Annotated in this window: 9 protein-coding genes; all 9 read right to left on the minus strand. The window is 45.8% G+C overall.

What is annotated here, in order from left to right:
* Positions 1 to 74: 74 nt before the first annotated feature.
* A complete protein-coding gene (locus tag LZZ85_RS18180; RefSeq protein ID WP_237874769.1) occupies positions 75 to 4154 on the minus strand; it encodes a hybrid sensor histidine kinase/response regulator transcription factor in 4080 nt (1359 codons plus the stop codon).
* A gap of 309 nt (positions 4155 to 4463) precedes the next feature.
* Complete coding sequence (locus LZZ85_RS18185; protein WP_237874770.1) at positions 4464 to 5813, minus strand: glycoside hydrolase family 43 protein; 1350 nt, start codon at positions 5811 to 5813, stop codon at positions 4464 to 4466.
* 90 nt (positions 5814 to 5903) lie between these two features.
* Positions 5904 to 7529, minus strand: coding sequence for a glycoside hydrolase family 43 protein (locus tag LZZ85_RS18190; protein ID WP_237874771.1), 1626 nt, complete (start codon positions 7527 to 7529; stop codon positions 5904 to 5906).
* 15 nt (positions 7530 to 7544) lie between these two features.
* On the minus strand, positions 7545 to 9290 hold the full coding sequence (locus LZZ85_RS18195) for a glycoside hydrolase family 43 protein (RefSeq protein ID WP_237874772.1): 1746 nt from the start codon (positions 9288 to 9290) through the stop codon (positions 7545 to 7547).
* A 34-nt stretch (positions 9291 to 9324) separates the two neighbouring features.
* On the minus strand, positions 9325 to 12312 hold the full coding sequence (locus LZZ85_RS18200; RefSeq protein WP_237874773.1) for a glycosyl hydrolase 115 family protein: 2988 nt from the start codon (positions 12310 to 12312) through the stop codon (positions 9325 to 9327).
* Positions 12313 to 12380: 68 nt separating this feature from the next.
* The gene (gene xylA / locus LZZ85_RS18205; protein ID WP_237874774.1) at positions 12381 to 13709 is read right to left on the minus strand and encodes a xylose isomerase; all 1329 of its coding nucleotides are present in this window, start codon (positions 13707 to 13709) and stop codon (positions 12381 to 12383) included.
* A 190-nt stretch (positions 13710 to 13899) separates the two neighbouring features.
* Positions 13900 to 14934, minus strand: coding sequence for a DUF5627 domain-containing protein (locus LZZ85_RS18210; protein ID WP_237874775.1), 1035 nt, complete (start codon positions 14932 to 14934; stop codon positions 13900 to 13902).
* A 39-nt stretch (positions 14935 to 14973) separates the two neighbouring features.
* Positions 14974 to 16743, minus strand: a complete 1770-nt coding sequence (locus tag LZZ85_RS18215) for a RagB/SusD family nutrient uptake outer membrane protein (protein ID WP_237874776.1) — start codon at positions 16741 to 16743, stop codon at positions 14974 to 14976.
* A 24-nt stretch (positions 16744 to 16767) separates the two neighbouring features.
* Positions 16768 to 19638, minus strand: coding sequence for a SusC/RagA family TonB-linked outer membrane protein (locus tag LZZ85_RS18220; RefSeq protein ID WP_237874777.1), 2871 nt, complete (start codon positions 19636 to 19638; stop codon positions 16768 to 16770).
* Positions 19639 to 19644 lie beyond the last annotated feature (6 nt).

Below are 19644 nucleotides of genomic sequence, written 5' to 3' on the forward strand. Positions count from 1 at the left end.
TTTAATTATACCTCAACAGTTAAACATCTTCCTGAAGACAGAATAATAGAATCAGCAGGAAAGATGCCTGTCTATCATTCAGACTTTTTCTTCTTCTGCGCCGCATACTCCGAAGGCGACAAATTAAACTTCAGCTTGAATGCCTTTGTAAAATAACTCGGTGTTGCAAACCCGACCGCATAGCTGATCTCCACGATCCGCATATCCGTATTCTCCAGGAATTCTGCTGCTTTATTAAGCCTCACCGAACGTATGAACTCAACCGGTGTTTCGCCTGTGAGATCAACCACTTTATTGTACAGTGTAGCGCGGCTCATGAACAGGTGCTTGCTTAATTGCTCAACAGACAAATCATCGGCATCTAATTTCTCTTCAATATATTCTGTGATCTTCAAAAGCAACTTATCATTTTCTGACTGTACCTCAACCGGTGCGGTGTCGACCTTCAATCGCCGTTCATAGGTTTCTTTCAACTGATGGCTTAACAACAGAATATTGCGGATCTTCACTTTCAGTATATCCGCACTGAATGGTTTGGTAAGATAATCACTCGCCCCCGTCTTCAATCCTTTCAACTGATTTGCATCTCCGGTCATGGCAGTAAGGAGAATGATGGGAATATGCGCAGTGCGCTTATCTGCTTTGATCTTATTGCTCAATGTAATACCATCCATCTGTGGCATACTGATATCACTGATGATCACATGCGGATGTGAGGACAGGGCTTTCTGCCAGCCTTCCTTTCCATCAGCAGCCTCTATCACTTTGTAATGTGCTTTCAAATGATCCCTGAGGTATACTCTGAAATCCTCATTATCCTCGATCAAAAGTACTTTCAGCAGTTCATCGCTTTTAAAAGTCATTTGTTCGTCCTCTGCATTTACTATTGCCTCTTCAATCAATTCGCCTGAAGATTGCACTAATAACGGACGCACCGCTTCCAATTCCTGTAACGGCAACGAAACAACAAAATCACTTCCCTTTCCCAAAATGCTGTTAACATCTATTGATCCACCGTGTAAGCGAACAAACTCTTTCGTAATGGATAAGCCGATACCGCTACCCTGGTTCATCACATCGGCAGACGTTTCCCCCTGGAAGAATCTTTCGAATATCTTATCACGATCTTCTGCAGACATGCCGATACCGGTATCCATTATATGGATCATCACTCCTTCCTTACCGGGACTGGCCCGTCCGATCATAACGGTCACCTCGCCATCGGCCCCGGTGAACTTAAAGGCATTACTTAAAAGATTGAATAATACCCGTTCGATCTTGTCTTTATCGAATACCGTATAATAACTTTCAACGGATGAATTGAGGGCAAACCTTATTCTTCTGCGGTCTGCCAGATCTTTGAAGGCCTCGCTCACATCCCGGACGAATGCTACAAGATCAGCCTGAACAGTATTCAGCTTGAGTTCCTTCTCTTCCAGTTTCCTGAAATCAAGCAATTGATTGACCAGGTTAAGCAAACGCCGCGCATTCCGCTTCACCATATTCAACTGTCCGGCCTTCTCCCTGTTCGTTTCCTTATCCAGCAGATTTTCCACCGGCCCGGAGATCAGCGAAATAGGCGTTCTGAATTCGTGGCTGAGATTGGTAAGGAACTTGATCTTCGCCTGGTCAAATTCACGCTGTCTTTCTGCTTCTTTCCTTTCATCCTCGATCATTTGTTTTATCCGGAGCCGCTCCTGCTCGTCGGCAAACTTTCTCTTTAATTTTTGTATGCCCCTGTACCGTATGGCCCATAATATCAATCCGGCTACCAGGGCATACAAAATATATGCATACGCGGTACGCCAGAACGGCGGCTTTATATAAATAAAAATAACCTTCGCTTCTGTGCTCCAGCCTTCATTAAGACTGGTGGCCTTTACCAGCAGTTTATAGTTACCGGGATCAAGATTGGTGAACACAACTGTTTTTAAAGCCCCCACTTCATTCCATTTCTTATCAAATCCTTCAAGAAAGTAGGAATACTGACATTCGGTAGGATTGGTAAAATCAAGCGCCGTGAAATCCACTGAAAAATTCTGCCGGTATTTCAGCCTGATCTTTTCTGCAACACTGATATCTGAATCAATGATTGCGTTTCCCGGAAGCACATCCTGGTTATCTACTTTCAGGCCCGTAAACACAACCTTTGGAATATTCTGGTTATAATGAAGCTTCGCCGGAACGAAATGATTGAAACCTTCGAGGCCCCCAAAATACAATTCGCCACCAGATGTGCGTAAACCGGCTCCCGGAGCAAAAGAGCTTTGCTGCAATCCATTTTCGTAAGTATAGTTGCGTAAGCTTTTCGTTTTTACATCCAGCGAGCTGATGCCTTTATTCGTACTGAACCAGATCCGTCCCGCTTCATCCTGGAGAATTTTGAAGATCATTGAATTGGGCACACGCTGGCTGGTTTCCACACTTTTAATACCAGCAGTTGATGCATCAAAATAATACAATCCATTACCGGCTGTTCCAAGCCATACCCGGCCATCAGTCGTTGCAAGAAATGTATGGATGTCCTCGATCTGCAGCCCGGTATTACCGCGGTTATAAATTTTCAGCGTTTTCAGGACAGGATTGAACACATCGATGCCCCTGCCTGTAGATGCGATCCAGATATTACCGGCATTATCTTCTTCGATTGCTCTTACGAACGCAAGCGTTGCAGGTTTGTCTCCTGTTGCTCCGTGTATATATTCTTCGAATTTTTGAAACTTCCCCGTCTTCGGATCAAAAATGTCAACGCTTTGTCCGTTTGTTCCAGCCCATACATTGCCATAGCGGTCTCTTTTCAACGCAAAGATCTCATTGTTCGATAACCCTGAGACTCCGTCCTCCTTCGTAAAATGCCTGATCCTACCTGTTATGGTATTCATTACAAAGATGCCCTGGCGGTAGGTACCCACCCAAAGGTCATCCCCGGAGCGCTCCATTGACAGGATAGTCAGTGGCGTTTCACCCAAACTGATTTTTTTGAACAGCCCCGTGAACGGATTATACAGGCTTAATCCCCCATCGTCTGTACCAACATAGATCTTTCCACCGGGAGCTTCAGCAAAGCTGGTCACTTTAGGAGAAGAAAGCCCCGACGGATCAAAGGGATTACTCTGCACCAGCGCAAAAGAGGTAAGGTTCTTATCATACTTACTGACCCCGCTTTGAAAGGTGCCTACCCAGTAAATACCTGCGGTATCTATATAAAAACTTCTGAGCGACTTTCCTTTCAGGCTGAACTTATTCCTTGCATCATTAACAACACGCTGAGCTCTGCCCGTTTGCGGATCGAAGATATCCAGTCCGTTTTCCGTACCCACCCAAAGTTTTCCTTCCGGGTCTGCCGCCAGGCAATAGATCCGGTTACTTCTGATGGAATAGGGATCAGCATCTGCGTGCATGTACCGGACGAAGGAAGAATCTGAAGCAATAAATTTGTTCAGCCCCCCATCATTCGTGCCTATCCAAAGATCACCGCGTTGGTCCTGCAGAATCGCTTTGATGATGTTGTCGCTGATAGAACCAGTATTCGGACCAGCCGCAAATAAAAGAAACTGATCAGTTGCCGGTTGATATAACTGCAGGCCGGCATTGGTACCTATCCACATCCTGCCATGATTATCTTCAAACAGGCTGGTCACGGTATTGGAAGCCAGGTGGCCCGGCACAGGATCCTCTACTACATAACGTTTAACCACACCCGTGGAATGATTGTAGCGAAATACGCCACCATAGCCACCCACCCAAAGATTGCCCTGCTTGTCGCCGCACATCACCCTGGCAGCGTTTCCGTAAGTAAGATTGATATGCTCAAATGTATTCCGGCTCCTGTTATACAAAGACAACGATGCGCTTGTACCAACCCATACATTCCCGTCCTTATCTTCATACAGTCCCAGTACGCGGTTGGAGCGGAGCGTGGTAGAATCATTCACATTATGCCGGTAAACTGTAAAACGCAGCCCATCGAACTTGTTCAAACCATCATCCGTCGCGAACCACATAAAACCGTATTTGTCTTTGATGATGGCATTTACGGTGCTGGAAGAAAGTCCTTCCCTGCTTCCGAAGTTCACAAAGTGCAGGTCGATATCCTGCGCAAATAAGTCGGCAGAAAATAAAAGCAGCAGTATCCAAAAAACTTTATACTTCATGAGGCAAAACTTCACAGTATGGATGATGATCTGTATCAATGTTCAATCGCCGGACCAAGGTACGACTTTGAAAGGGTTCCCGCCGATTCCGCAGATTTTATCTTGTCTATTATTAAGATGACAATATTTAACCGACTTTTAGTAGCCCGGATGCGCAGGTTACACAGACAATATCCATCGATAAAAACTAATCTGCGAAATCCGCGCCTTCGTATAAAATACCTGCCTTTGCAAAGGGTGCTCTAACACTACGATTAATAAGATCTGCGAAATCGGCGGGAACTTACGCCAGTCTTTTCGAAAACGCCATCATTTCTTGAACTGCCACCAATCGAATTCAAACAATCGCCCCTCCCCTCCTTTAAAAACAAAGAAAACATCATGCACGCCGGATGCGCGCAATACCCGTGCAGACAAAGTCTTCCAGGGCGAATTGGCCTTCACGCCAAGTGTTCCGATCTTTACTCCATCCAGTGAATCCAACCTCACCTCTATCACACCACCACCAAGACCTAAAACATTCGATATAAAATTTCTTGCCCCTCTTTTAAAATCTACATCCCGTACTTTGATGTAGTCACCGGAATGAATATCCGTAACGAATATATTTCCTCCGCTATGGCTGCTTGTCTCCACTCCTGTCGACCAGGCGATCGTTTCCGCTTGCTGCCGTTGATAGGGATCGGGTTTACCGACACCGGTTGCAAGGGATTCCGTTTGTTTAACCCGTTGCAACGACCCATCCAGGTCGAAAAAAGCTTCATCCACACATACAGAGCGGGTAAAACCACCGCCACCGGGAAGGCCCGCATTGTGATAGAACATAAAGGTCCGGCTCTTATAATCCACTAAACCCGGATGATTGGTAAAAGCAGGCTTTACAGGCAATCTCGTCATAACAGTATCCTGGTACTTCCATGGACCGGTCGGACTGTTACTTGTAGAGTACGCCAAATGCTCGGGAACACCGCCAGCTGCATATAGCAGGTAATAAAGACCATTCCGCTTATACAGCCAGGGCCCTTCTTCATACGCCGAAGGTCTTTTATCAGCTCCTTTATCACGATAATGAAACCCTTGCTTATCGAGCGGTACTTTCACCACGCCGACAGCATTATCATAAGAGATCATATCACTGTTCAGCTTCACATACCAGAGATCAGGATTTCCCCAATACAGGTAGGCCTGTCCATCATCATCAATAAACGCCGCCGGATCGATATCTCCCCAGTGTGCGGCAACCAGCGGCTTGCCCAGCGGATCAATGAACGGACCTGTGGGCTTATCAGCTACAGCCACCCCGATCGCCATTCTTTTCACCGTTGTATCCTTCACACATACATACCAGTAAAACTTTCCATCGCGTTCAATGCAATGACTTGCCCACGCATCCTGCGTAGCCCACTTAAATGTTTTTAAAGAAAGTGGTGATCCACGGTCTGTCCAGTTCACCATATCTGTAGTTGAATATACATGCCAGTCCTTCATCGTAAACCAGGTTGAACCATCTTCATCATGACCAGTATATAAAAAAAGCGTGTCTTTGTGCACGAGTGCGGCAGGATCAGCCGTGTAGATTGCTTGAATGATCGGATTCTGTGCATTTAACTGCAAAAAGCATAAACTGCTCAGAACGAAGTAAAGTATGGAACGTTTCATGATTTTTTTATTCTGTACGATCTTGTTATTGTCTCTCCGCATTTATTTGAAGGGTAGTATGAGAATGGAAGAAATGCATGGCAAAGACATTTATTTACTCTCGTATTTGAAGAAGTCCACATCAACCCATCCTCCCAGGCTTTTAGTTGCGTAGTTAAAGATCGCAAACTTGCTGCCCATAAAAAGTTTGGTATAATCAAAGCGCATTGCAAAATCGATCCCGATCTTATTCCAGTCTTTATTATTTAAACTGTAATAAAAAGTTGCGATATCCCTATTAAGATTAAAATCCGCATCCACGCGCAGGTAAATGATATCAGTAGTAAGATCAACACGAGCTTTCTCCTCCGGGTTTACGCCCAACACAGTCTTGGCGTTGTCCATATCCACTACATTGGTTGCCATGGTCAGAAACTTCTTTCCGTTTTCCATTATCACTGCCAGATTTCCGGCATGTCCGTTAAAGGCACTCAGACCGGCCACATCACCATCCTTCATCTTTGACACGTCAAGACCAATGATACCCGAACAGGTTGGGCCCTCCATCCGTTGCGTGATCGAATTCGGTGCAAGAAATAAATTGTCGACCACCCTGCTCGTTTTCAACCGAAGATAGCCAGGCCTCTCTGTGAGCGACCATGCTTCATTCACCGGGTTATGATTCCATTGCCAGTTGATCTTTAATTTCCTATCTGAAAAATCATCACTTTCCACAAGCCGTTTTCCATTGTCATATGTTTGCAAAGGTATCTCTGCACTCAGTGGTACTTTCCCTGTTGAATCACCAAGCATAGGCCAGCCATCAATCCAGCGCACGGGCATTAGTAAAGGAACACGGCCTACACCACCTCTGTCCTGGAAGATCAGTCCATACCAGTTACCTTTTTCATCATCGATTATCGCGCCCTGACCCGCGTAAGGAAACCCCGCGAAATTATCCTGCAGGATCACTTGCTTTTCGTAAGGACCGGTGATCTTATCTGCGCGATTGCAAACCTGTCGCCTTGGTTTCCCCCTCGGCCAGGAGATCATCAACAGATAGTACCTGCCATTATATTTCACCACCTGGCTGCCTTCCAGCAATCCTGTTTCCGTTCCATCGCGTTCGAAGATCTTCCTGTTAACACCATTGGGTTCCACATCCGAAAGATCTTTCTTCAATTCCCTTAAAGAGCCAGTACCGGAAAAAACATATACACGGCCATCATCATCAAAGAATAATGACGCGTCATGAAAATGCTGGGTGCGCGAGACGAGTGACCATTTTTCCGTTGACGGATTATTGGTTGAATAGATATAAGGCCGGTACGGTTGATCATTCGGTGAAAAGAGTACATAATATTTCCCGCTGTGATAACGGATGGAAGAGGCCCACTGGCCCCTTCCGTAAACCGTCCCATTCAATAAATTATACTTTGAATTATCTGTCAGGCTATCGAATACATAACTGGCAATTTCCCAGTGCACAAGGTCTTTCGACTTCATCACAGGCGCACCCGGCATCAGATGCATAGTGGTACTGATCAAATAATAATCGCTGCCCGAACGCGTGACAGACATATCCGGTACATCAGCCCACATTACCGGGTTAGTGTAACCTGTAAACCCTTTTCCAGCCTCAGTTCCAGTGGATGCATTTTTTGCACCTGCGCATCCGTTGATCAGCATTGCACCTAATGCAGCAACAAGGATTGTTGTAAAAATGGAATGATTCAAATTTCTACATTTAGCTTATGGGATAACAATATCGTTACCTGTTGTCGCATACAAGCCGATCATCTGACCAGTAAAACCACCTGCCACATTCGTTGATAAAATATCACCGGAAACCGTACCCCCAAGGTTTTCGAAATTCACGCCATCAACGGAATAATTGAAGCGGTAATCATCATGGTTGCCGGACACCTGTAGTTGAACAGGTTTCTTTACATCGATCTGTTTGCTTGCTACGATAGTTGACTTTCCATTCTCGGTCCGCTCCAGCACGATATAATAACTTTCACCTTTCCTGGTCAAGCCAAACACATAGTTGAACGATTCTTTCTGGTAACAAACCAACCCGGCAAGTTCTTTTTCGGAAGCGGGCACATATTTCAAGGTTACCGTAGCATCGAATGTAATATGCTGCTGGCGATGGAAGAGTGTGGAGGTAGGTGTATTCGCTTTGATGTTCGCCGCAAAAGGTTTGATGCGCAGTCCCTCTTTCGAAACCACGCTGAACGAATCGCGTGGGCCTCTGATACCAACCCACCGAAAATCAAGCGGACCATTCAGTTCATCTTTGAAAGTGAAATTGCCGTTCGGAAAGAAGCCGGCTTCTCCAGTGCGGTTCGTAATGCCGGCCGGAACTTTCAGCTTCGGCTTCATAGGAACGAGTCCATTCTCAAACACAGGGAACTCACCTGACCAGTCCACCGGGAGAATGAATGTCTCCCGGCCAATATTCACCCGGTTCTTGTCATTCGGCCTGATACCAAGGAACACGCCATAATATTTTCCGCCGGGACCTTCAACCAGATCTGCATGGCCAGCCCAATCCACTTTATCTTTTCTGTTGGGCGGAAAATAGCGTTGGGTGAGGATCGGATTGCTGGGTGCAGGTTTGAATGGGCCTTTCGGGCTGTCACTGACAAAGATCACTTCACTATGCCATCCGCCTGTACCACCTTCCGCACACATCAGGTAGTATTTACCATTTTTCTTGTACATGTGCGGTCCTTCGATCCAGATCGGCTTTTGAGTAATATCAACACCGCCGTCCACAATGATCTTATCTGATCCTGCAATCACCTGGTCTTTCTCCAGGTCATATTCCCAGATCTTGATCACACGATGCCCGTTATACAACTCCTTTCCTTTATCAGGTCCGTCATTGTGCACCACATACGCTTTACCATCTTCATCAAAAAACAAAGCAGGATCAATTCCGGCGAAATTTAATTTATACACCTCACTCCAGCCCTTCATCGGGTCTTTGGTCTTCACCACCATATTACCGATACCGCCGGCGATCTGCGTGGTGATCATGTAAAATGTTTCATTATACTGGTTGTATACGATAGCCGGAGCATAGATACCAGCAGAGATCCCCGACTTCTCTACTTTTAGTTGTGAAGGTCTGTCCAACACATGACCGATCTGCTTCCAGTTCACCAGGTCATTTGAATGAAAAATGGGCACACCCGGGAACATAGCAAAGGATGAGTTCACGAGATAATAATCATTCCCCTTACGCGTGATACTTGGATCAGGATAACATCCCTGCAAAATGGGTGAATAGAACTCATCTTTCCCAAGGGGATTATCCGCATAGATCTTATCATTCCCCTTGTAAACAAACTGTGAGAACAAAGGCAAGTCCTTTTGCCCTTTCTTGTTTTTCTGAGCATTTGTACTTAGAGAGCAGACCATGCCGGAAACCAACAGGAATGCCGATACTTTCTTGATCAGCTCAAACCTTGATACAACTGTTTTCATCATAAGAATTTTGTATAGAGAATAAATGTGTGTTTTATTTTTTATCTGCATTGTGAAGTACCGGAGGTGCCCCGAAATAACTTGCACGTTTATTATCAGGATTTACAACAATGTTTTCCAGCACCAATTCCGGATCGATCATAAATACTTTAAGGGTATGCAACCCGGCTGTTTTCACATCAAGCTCAACATCCAGCCAGCGGAGGTTATCAAATACATCGCTGCGGCGTAACATTCTCGCGCCTGATAGTGCATACTGTTTTTCTGCACGGGGCAATGGCTTCAATACTTTTGACAAGGCAAGATTAGCCGGGGTATATTCGCCGAACGTATCGACGAGGCCCTTTCGTGCATCAATGACTTTTGGTTCCGCACCGTCAATGGAAACGGCGATCCTTAACCCGCGTTCAGGATTTACATCCTGCGTCGGAAGTATACCTAACATTACCGTCGTTTTATCGGATGCCGGTAAATAAACTTTGTATTCCAATCGCGGAGCATTTGCCGGTTCTGCACTGACAGCTGTAACAGGATGAATACCCATATTACCAGCCGAACGGCCGAGATCAGGCAGCAGGATCCATTTAGCCTGGCCGGAAGGAATATTGGCAGCAAAGCCGCGTGCAGGGATCGAAAATTCAGCCCCGCTGAAATTACCATAGAACTTCTCCTTTGTATCGGGTAATACCTGTTTCACTGCTGCCACATTAACGGGAACAACTATATTTCCCTGTTTGATTTCTATGATCCCGGAAAATTGGCCATTGCCCATTGCATTCCAATCCAGCTCTACGAATAAACGGTCCTCTTTTGCAACAGTTCCCTGTTTCTTGCTCAACCTGATCCAGGGTTGATCAGCACTTGCCGTGAAATTGAAATCACCTGTCCCTTTATTGAACACATCTATAAAGTAACGCTGCTTTAACAGACCGTCGAACACGGGTAAGGCCGCTTTTTCATTCGCCGATGGCCATGCCTGCTCAGTTCCTTCAACGGCTACGCCCATAGCAGGCAGTGAGTGCGCAACAACTTCCTTCAGCTCCGGTAGCTTTCTTTTATCAGGCATATTCCAACGATCATAGCCGATGTGAATATCCTGCATCATATTCTTCCATTTTCCGCCTGCCATAGGCCCGTTATACCGGTCACTTAATTGCTGATCGAGCTCAAACAGCTGTCTTGCTCTCGCTGCAAGGTCGTTAGCAGACACACGCCCTTGCTTTGCATAAAGATTATTCCTGCCGGCAGCCAGATAGATCTCTGCTACGCCTGCGGAAGCTTTAGCAGGATATAACACCAGTTGATAATAGGCATCTTTCGCATCAGCAGGGATCTTCTTTTCAAGTGCTTCCGCTTCTGCAGCCAATTCCTGCCACTGCTTCAACACGCTGTCAGCTTCATGGTAATTCACCAAACTAAATATCCGGGGATCCTGCACCTCCGGCTTTCTCCATAAATTATACTTAGAATATTTCGATACAACAGAAGCCACTTCTTTTGCATGTTCCTTTCCAAAAATGCTTTCAGCCCAACCAAGAGTATAATCCATCGTTTTTTCGGCCGGAATAGCTTCCGGGTTCCAGGCATACCGCATAATAAAGTCGATCGGCAATTCCTTCGGCTTGAGATCACCAACATTCACGATCCAGATACGATCGATACCCGTCTGATAAGCGAGATTGAATTGTTCTCTTAATTTAGGGATTGTAGTGGTATTAATCCACCGGTCATTCCATGGCCCGCCATTCATATCAATGTGATAATACATTCCAAGGCCGCCTTTACGTTGTCGCTCAGTCAGCGGTCCGGTACGGCGGATATAGCCCCAATTGTTATCGCAGAAAAGCAGGGTCACATCATCGGGTACAGTCAAACCCGCATCATAGTAACGCTGCACTTCTGTGAATATGGCCCATAGCTGAGGGATTTCAGCCGGGTCTTTCCTGTACACATTCTTAATAATGTCCCGCTGTGCACTGACAACATTCCGCAATGTTTGAATATTGGCCGCATCATCGCCATCTCCCATTGCTACATCACCATCACCCCGCATGCCGATCGTAATGAGATTATCGAAAGACCTGTTGCGTTCCAGGCCCTCTGTGAAAAATTTTCTCAGATTTTTCTCATTGGTCACGAAGTTCCAATCCCCCACTTCTGCTTTCCGGGATGTATATTCTTTATGAGACCGCATCATGGGTTCATGATGTGATGTACCCATCACAATACCGTATTCATCTGCCTTCACAGGATTTAAAGAGTCATCTTCGTTGAACGACTTGCCCCACATGGCCGGCCATAGATAATTTGCTTTCAACCGCAGCAACAACTCAAACATAGTAGTGTACATTTTTGAATTGATGCCGCCGAACTTAGCCCTCGACCATTGCCCAAAGGACGGTTCTTCGTCATTAATGAAGATGCCTCGGTATTTTACCTTTGGAGAAGGCTGCACATATCTTCCTGCTTTAACGAACAGGCTTTTACTTTTTTTAACGGGCGCATCTGCCCACCAGTACCACGGGGAAACCCCGATCTTTTCAGACACATCATAAATGCCGAAAATAGTTCCACGTTTATCACTACCTGCAATCACCAGGTCATTTCCCACTGTCTGTATCAGGAAAGATTCCCACTGGCCCTTAATACCTGAAACATCAATTTTATTTTCCGCGATCAACCTGTCGATAAGCCGGCTCCTGCCGATCGTACCGGCAATAATGCTGCCTTTCTTCACGGAAACATCTCTGATCATTTCTGCTGATGTTCCTGACACTTTTTTCACATCATCACCCAGATCAGCCGCCGCGCGTATAACACCTGGCCAATCTTCCGGATCAACATAGATCTTCGCAGCTTTGCCTTTATTGACAATGCAGAAAGAGCTGGAAGATGATTGGTATTGAACGTAAGCCGGGGTTGTGAGACGCTCACCTTCCGGGTTGAATTGTCCATTTACAACACCTGTTTCCATTATGAAGACACCAATAAAAATGAGTTTTACCCTGATTCCTATCATCATGAACATTTAAAATAAAATAGAGTTCCTTTATAAACCGGACAAGTAATCCTCGGCCATCATCCTGATCACTAAATAAATCTGTTCACCAGGTTTTCCAGGTACTCCTGTTTTCCACTGAGAACTTTTGGCTCACCGTTCTGTACTGCATATTCACGAAGTTCTTCCAGTGATAGTTTCCCTGCTTCAAACTCCGCGCCTTTGCCATTATCAAAACTTGCATAGCGTTCCTGCCTGATCTTTTTGTAATCGGACTTTTCAAGGATAGCTTCAGCGATCAGCAATGCTCTCGCAAACATGTCCATTCCCCCGATATGTGCATAGAACAGATCTTCTGCGTCCGTACTGTTACGCCTGATCTTCGCATCGAAATTGATACCACCGCCCGCAAATCCCCCTGCCTGCAGGATGATCAGCATTGCTTCAGCCAGTTCATTGATATCGTTGGGAAATTGATCCGTGTCCCATCCGTTCTGATAATCGCCACGGTTGGCATCGATGCTGCCAAGCAGTCCGGCATCAGCGGCCACCTGTAATTCATGGGTGAAGGTGTGACCAGCAAGCGTAGCGTGGTTCACTTCAATATTTAAACTGAAATCATCCAGCAATCCATACTGGCGCAGAAAACCGATCACTGTTTCTGAATCATAATCGTACTGATGCTTGCTGGGCTCACAGGGTTTGGGTTCAATAAAGAATTTCCCTTTGAAACCATTATTTCTTGCATAGTCACGCGCCGTTTTCAGGAAGCGGGCCAGGTGTTCCTTCTCCCGTTTCATATCGGTATTGAGCAGGCTCATATAACCTTCGCGGCCACCCCAGAATACATAGTTCTCACCGTCGAGAGCGATCGTTGCATCCAATGCAGCTTTTACCTGTGCAGCACCGTGCGAAAGCACATGAAAGTCAGGGTTAGTAGAAGCTCCATTCATATAACGCCGGTGGCTGAACAGGTTTGCGGTGGCCCATAACAACTTCACACCGGATTCATTTTGCTTTTCTCTGAGGTAGGCGGCAATGGTTTGAAGACGGCGATCATTTTCCGCTATATCATTTCCGTAATCCACAACATCCACATCGTGAAAGCAGTAATAGGGAATACCTAATTTGGTAATGAATTCAAAAGCGGCATCGGCTTTATCTTTTGCGCGCTGTATCACATCTTTGTCTTCATCCCATCCGAAGGAATGCGTTGGCTCTCCAAACGGATCTGCGCCATTCCCGTTGAAGCTGTGCCAGTAAGCACAAGCGAAACGGAGATATTCCCGCATTGTCTTTCCCGCTATTTTCTTATCGGCATCATACCAGCGGAATGCCAGTGGATTGTCTGTATCAAGACCCTCAAATCTGATCTGTCCTACACCTTTGAAATACTCCCTGTTACCTTTTATGATTCTCATGATTATTGTTTATACTATAAAAAACTGAGAGGAAGGGTGAAGAATCACCCTTCCGTATTCTAAAAAACTGCTATACAGAATTTCACGACCTTAAACCCGCACACAGCAAAACAGATATCCATCTATTGCGAAGTGCGGTATTCACCGAAGAAACGAAGTGTGAAGCCCACACTTCGTTACCTGTCGTTAATCACCTCAATACCGGGTTGAAATATTCCGGAGAAACACCGCGGTTACGCATCACCAGGGTATCTGTAGAGGTTATCTTCATCAATGGATGATCGATCGAGTATTCCAGGTAAAGCGCATCCCTGTCGATTCCTCCCCAACTGTTCTTTTCACCTTTCGAAATAAATGCTCCTTTTCCTGTTGCCGTATACCCAGTACCAGAAGCTGCCACAGAACAAACACCCTTGTCATCAAAGGTCAACATCAGGTTCATGGGTATATTAGTTCCGCTTGCATTAGGAAACACCAGGGGTAATTCCACCTGCTTGAAAGCTTTGGTGGTCGTTGCTTTCACTTCATCTTTATCTACGAATTCCTGCCTTCTGACCACGGTTTTATCCAGTGTACTATTTCCAGGCGAGCCTACTATTACATCCCGGCCTCTTCTTAGGTAGAAGCCATGCCAGGGGTTTACATACTTGATCGCATAGACGATGAAGTCCTTTGGTTTTACAGACCAATGAACATCGACATACCGGTTGGGGTTAGCGACATTCGGAGAACCGCGAAGGATCGAATCCGCGTTTTTCACATCTTTCATCAGAAGTGGTATTGCGTAACTGTTAGTCAACGAAAGCGGATCGTTGAAGAAAGCTTCCGTCAGCTTTACTTCTACTCCCCCCAATATCTGACCGGACGGGATAGAGATCTTATTGCTTGCAAGCGTATAGTGCGATGCAGGCAGGGGCAGTATTTTCGGACCGGTGGCAGAAAAATACAGGTTATTCAAAAGGGAGTTGTCAACGTCAAAGCCGATCTCGACGTTACCCGGATTAGATCGTGTGCCGCCGATAGTGGCTTTGATGGAGACCTTCCATTCATTATCGAGTGAGTTATCAACGATCAGATCTTCTCCCAACTCAACGGTTCTTACCGGAAACTGTGAGGCAAAATAGACAGTCTGATAATCATAGTCAGGAAAGTCAAAACCATTATTCTTGGTGCAGGAAGCAAGCGCCCCGGTCATGAGTAACAGGCCTGCAAAAAACTTTTTCATAATCATAGATGATTAAAGTGTTGAAAATCGATTGAAGCGTTACTGCCATCCTTTGTTCTGAACAAGGTTGCTGTATTTCAGCACCTCAGAAAGAGGAATTGGACCGTAATACATATATTCCTGGAAAGCTCTGTTCTCTACCACAAGAGGTGTTATCGTTGCACCGTTAACATTAAGCCCACGGGCTGATTCATTAAGCGGCGCTTTCCAACGACGCAGATCCCAGAACCGGAAACTTTCGAAGCACAGTTCCAGCCGGCGTTCGTTGCGGATCAGTTCTCTCATCTTATCCTTATCACTTTTGATCTCTTCAAGGTAAGCATCAGAATTGCTGGTACCCACACCGGCACGCTTACGTATTGCTTTGATAATATCGTATGCAGAGTAGGCATGCGTACCTGTCCCCAAAGGCCCCCATGCTTCATTAGCGGCTTCCGCATAGGCAAGATAGAATTCCGTATAACGAAGCCTTGGCTGGTATTTGTTTTTGCCCGTTGTTGACGCGGGGTTGCGGTTAACATCCATCCGCAAACGTTTTTTCATGTAATAACCCGTGCGCGTCGAAGTTGGCCTGATGTTAATCCCATTGTCAGTGCCGGAAGCACTTCCCGTGTATATTACCTGGTTCCCAACGCCGGCCGTACTACCATTGTAAATAATATAGCGGGCAAGGCGTGGATCCCTTCCTGTATATGGCGCGGCAGCATTGTAATTACTGTTGGAATTATTAATCGGGTAGCCATTCGCCATTGGAAACGCATCCACCAGATTTTGGGTAGGGTTCATATACCCCGTGCCAAATAAGGTCGGTGGAAAATTCTGCGCTTCCTGGTCTCCATTATTGGTTTGGATATTATCTCTCCAGATCATTTCCGGAGGATTACTGCCATTGCTCAAACCGTCTATTTCACCGGTATTGGTGTAGAAAGTTCCACCATTTGCAGGGAGACCATTAACACCCCCTTTGTAGTCTACAACTGCAGCCGCAAAATCAGCAGCTTTTGCCCAGGTGGTTGTATTGGAAGCATGCTGGAAAGCCGGGCTTGCAGCCAGTAATCCCACTCTTGTCCTGTATGACCTTGAAATAAGCCCGTTGAACAACTGCCGTGCGAACGCGCCCATCACGCGGTTGTAAGCTTCTGTCTTTTGAGTGATGGCGCGGAAGCGTTCAGGGATCTGTGCGGTAGCAGACACATCGACATATTCAACAGGCAGATTATAGTCCGCACTATCCAGGTCCTTGTAGATCTGCTGCAAACAGGCCTCAAACGATGCGCGGGGAGTATTCAGTTCAGAAGTAACTGTCTGAAATTCGGTAACTATAGGAACACCCAATAACTGTCCATCGGCTGAAAAACCACCGTGGGCCCTTAGCAGATAGAACATATAGAGGGAACGAAGACCGAATGCTTCACCTCTCATCCTCATCCGGAAAAGTGCTGACACTTCAGGATCTGCGGCCCACTTAACTTTATCAGTGTTTGCAAGAAACAGGTTGATATACTGCAACGCACCATACGCATTATTCCAAACGGAAACAGGACTATTTGCCGCTGTCCAGGAACCGGTAGCAAGTTGAAGATATCCGTTACTTAACTGATTGGTCACCGCATCATCAGTGGCATAATCACTGTTATCATAATAACCCGGCATCGTACGATAGCCATTGAGCAGAAATCCCTGAGCATACGAAGGATCGGTGTACATCTGCTCAACAGACCGCAGGTTCTCCTCGTCGGGAGTCAGGATCTTTTTACAACCAGTAGCCATCAGTGCTACCGCTGTAACTATTATCAAATTTCTTTTCATACAGAAAATGCAATTTTTAGTTCGTTAAAATGTAGCCCTGAGACCAAGATTATAGAAACGGTACTGAGGCTCCATGCCTACATTCGTTTCCATCAATTTCCGTTCTTTGGAAAGAACAAGCAGATTGTCTCCAAGAACATATACACTCATGCCGTGCACAAAAGAATTCTTGAAGATCTTTGAATTGAAATCGTAGGTCAACTGAACACGGCTAAGATTGAACCGGTTGTTTTTATACATCCAGAAAGTGGAATTCTGAAAGTTATTAGCGCCTGCTGTTGACGTAAGGCGGGGATAAGTGGCTGTATTCTTTGTATCCTCCGTCCAACGTCCCCAAACAACATCGGAGTATTTGCTTGCACCTCTCACCCAGAAGTAAGGAGTATTCTTGAAAGCAATTGCGCCTGACTGTCCGTTACCAAGAGCGAACAGCGTGAAATTCTTATACTTCACGGTGAAATTAATCCCATATGAAAAAGGATTGGCAGCCCAGCCATTGCGGCCAAGATCAACCTGGTCCCTGCTGTCGATGATACCGTCACCATTCACATCTTTATATTTCAGATCTCCCGGCTTTACTACACCGCCGAATGTCTGTCTTGCATGCGCATCGATCTCCGCCTGGTTCTGGAAGAATCCTTCATTGATCAATCCCCAGTAAGCATCGAGGTCGCGGCCCGCTCTGTTCTGATAGTCGACTGCCTGGATCTCATCCCGAACCAGCGCCTTTGAAGAGAACAGCATTCCAACAACACCAACTGACAATTGAACATCACCGATCTTGTTGTTTACGTTAAGAGCAAAATCTAAACCTGTACGTCTGTCATTATTGTAGTTAAGCCATGGACGGAAATCTCCCGAGCCAGTGAAATAAGAAGGAATAACGGATACACCTCTTGTAAGCAACCCACTGGTGGTCTGATGAAAATAATTAGCTTCCAGGTTGATCAGGTTCTTCAGGAACGAAGCCTGCATGCCTGCACGATATTCCTTTCGCTCAATAAAATTCAGATTGGGATTCTCTCCCTGTCCGGACATGGTTGCTACCCAACCACCGGCAGCAGCATCTCTCCATTGATACCATCCGCCCAACACGCTGTTATTGCCATAGTATCCTGAATACAGATAATAATCCGTGGCTACGCCATTCTGTTTTGTACCCGTGATATCGATATCCTGTTTGATAGAAGCATAGGAGGCGGTGAATTTCAGATCATCAATAAAAGACACATTGTCTTTAAAGAAATCTTCCTGGCTGACCCTCCATCCCAATGTTACTGTTGGTGATACAGCATTTCGGTTTTGGTCAGGAAGTTTTGCCGAATGCACATAAGCCCCGGAAAAATCAACATAATATTTCTTACGGAAATTATAACCTGCCTGGAAACCAAGATTCGTGTTTCTGTCAGGATGATAGTCACTGCCGCCATCATTATCGGGATCGCTGGAGAACTGTGTCATGTACCACCAGCCCAGCATGTTGGCCGTTACATTATGATCATTGCCAAAAGTCCTGTTGTAACCGAGTTGCGCCCTGTAAGACATCGTTTGAGAATAAGTCGTTCTTCCGATGAATTCATTGGTTGAGTTCTGGTCGTTATTGAACTTCTCCAGCGAAGTGATCACGTCCTGTCCATTTACAGTAGACCAGGTCGGACGATAAACAGCATAAGGCAACTGATAAGCTTCCGAATAAACGGCTGTATAATCAAGACTGTACGTAGACTTAAAAGACAAGCCTTTTACCAAAGCACCGAGATCAGCATTTACACCGACATTATACATGAAGGCCCTGAATCGCGTTTTGATATAACCCGCAGCGACCATATCCCCGAATACGTTGGTCAGGTTGGTCGACTGACCACCGAGCAGGAACTGTCCGTCAATCAGGTGATTGCTGTTATCAGCGATCGTTTGAAGTCCTGGTTTGGAAGGATCGAACATGCTTACAGGCACAAACGGAGAGTAGCGGTTGAAATTAGGAGCGATCGTCGAAGATGCACCCCAGAAATCACCTCTTCCCGCATACCTGTTTCCGAAATTCACAGCAACATCAGTGGACGCCGTCAACCAGCTGTTCAGATCCATGTCCACATTTCCCCTGACATTGAAACCAAAATCGTTGTTGTTCTTTTGGTCTCCGAACTTCATGATGCTGTTATTATAGTTCAGACCGATGTTGGTATAATAACGTGTCCGTTCATTTCCTCCGGAGATCTCTGTAGTAAGATCAGAGCGTGTATATGCTTTTTTGAGATAATCAGAACTGAAAAAATCAATATCCGCATATCTGAATGGATTTACACCGGATCTTGTTTTATCAATCTCATCCTGCGTATACCCTGCACCGCTGGTTGATATACCATCATTTGTCAACGCTTCGTTATACAGGGTCATATAGTCCGCGGCATTCAGATACCCGGGATATCCTTTTGGCACAAATACTCCGGAGTTTGCCCGTACATCGATCGTTAATGGCTTGACCGCTCCTCTTTTCGTGGTGATCAGTACCACGCCTTTTGCTGCATTGCTGCCATAGAGAACTACAGCGTTTGCTCCCTTCAGCACGGTGATCGATTCCACCTCCGTCAGTCTTACATCACTTGCCCGGCGCGGAATGCCGTCAACGAGGATCAATCCAATTTGTCCCCAGATATTTCCCGTGTACCCGCCAACAAAACTCTGGAGATTGTCCAGGCTGGATACGGCATAATTTTTCTTTAATAATTCAGCCACATTGACCGTTGACACAGCACCCAGCAGATCCTCCCGGGCAACTGTTCCGAAAGCCACGTTCACCAGGCTATCTTGTTTTTCCTGTGCATTTCCTCCCAGCGCACTGAATACAGCGCACGCGAGAAGAATACAGGAAACCTTTATATTTTTTTTCTTCATTGTTTC

Source organism: Terrimonas ginsenosidimutans (assembly GCF_022012415.1).
In the GTDB taxonomy this organism is placed as follows: domain Bacteria; phylum Bacteroidota; class Bacteroidia; order Chitinophagales; family Chitinophagaceae; genus Terrimonas_A; species Terrimonas_A ginsenosidimutans.

Coding starts and splice junctions, on each gene's coding strand:
- LZZ85_RS18180 (WP_237874769.1), bottom strand. CDS start 4,154: ATGAAGTATAAAGTTTTTTGGATACTGCTGCTTTTATTTTCTGCCGAC.
- LZZ85_RS18185 (WP_237874770.1), bottom strand. CDS start 5,813: ATGAAACGTTCCATACTTTACTTCGTTCTGAGCAGTTTATGCTTTTTG.
- LZZ85_RS18195 (WP_237874772.1), bottom strand. CDS start 9,290: ATGAAAACAGTTGTATCAAGGTTTGAGCTGATCAAGAAAGTATCGGCA.
- LZZ85_RS18200 (WP_237874773.1), bottom strand. CDS start 12,312: ATGATGATAGGAATCAGGGTAAAACTCATTTTTATTGGTGTCTTCATA.
- xylA (WP_237874774.1), bottom strand. CDS start 13,709: ATGAGAATCATAAAAGGTAACAGGGAGTATTTCAAAGGTGTAGGACAG.
- LZZ85_RS18210 (WP_237874775.1), bottom strand. CDS start 14,934: ATGAAAAAGTTTTTTGCAGGCCTGTTACTCATGACCGGGGCGCTTGCT.
- LZZ85_RS18215 (WP_237874776.1), bottom strand. CDS start 16,743: ATGAAAAGAAATTTGATAATAGTTACAGCGGTAGCACTGATGGCTACT.
- LZZ85_RS18220 (WP_237874777.1), bottom strand. CDS start 19,638: ATGAAGAAAAAAAATATAAAGGTTTCCTGTATTCTTCTCGCGTGCGCT.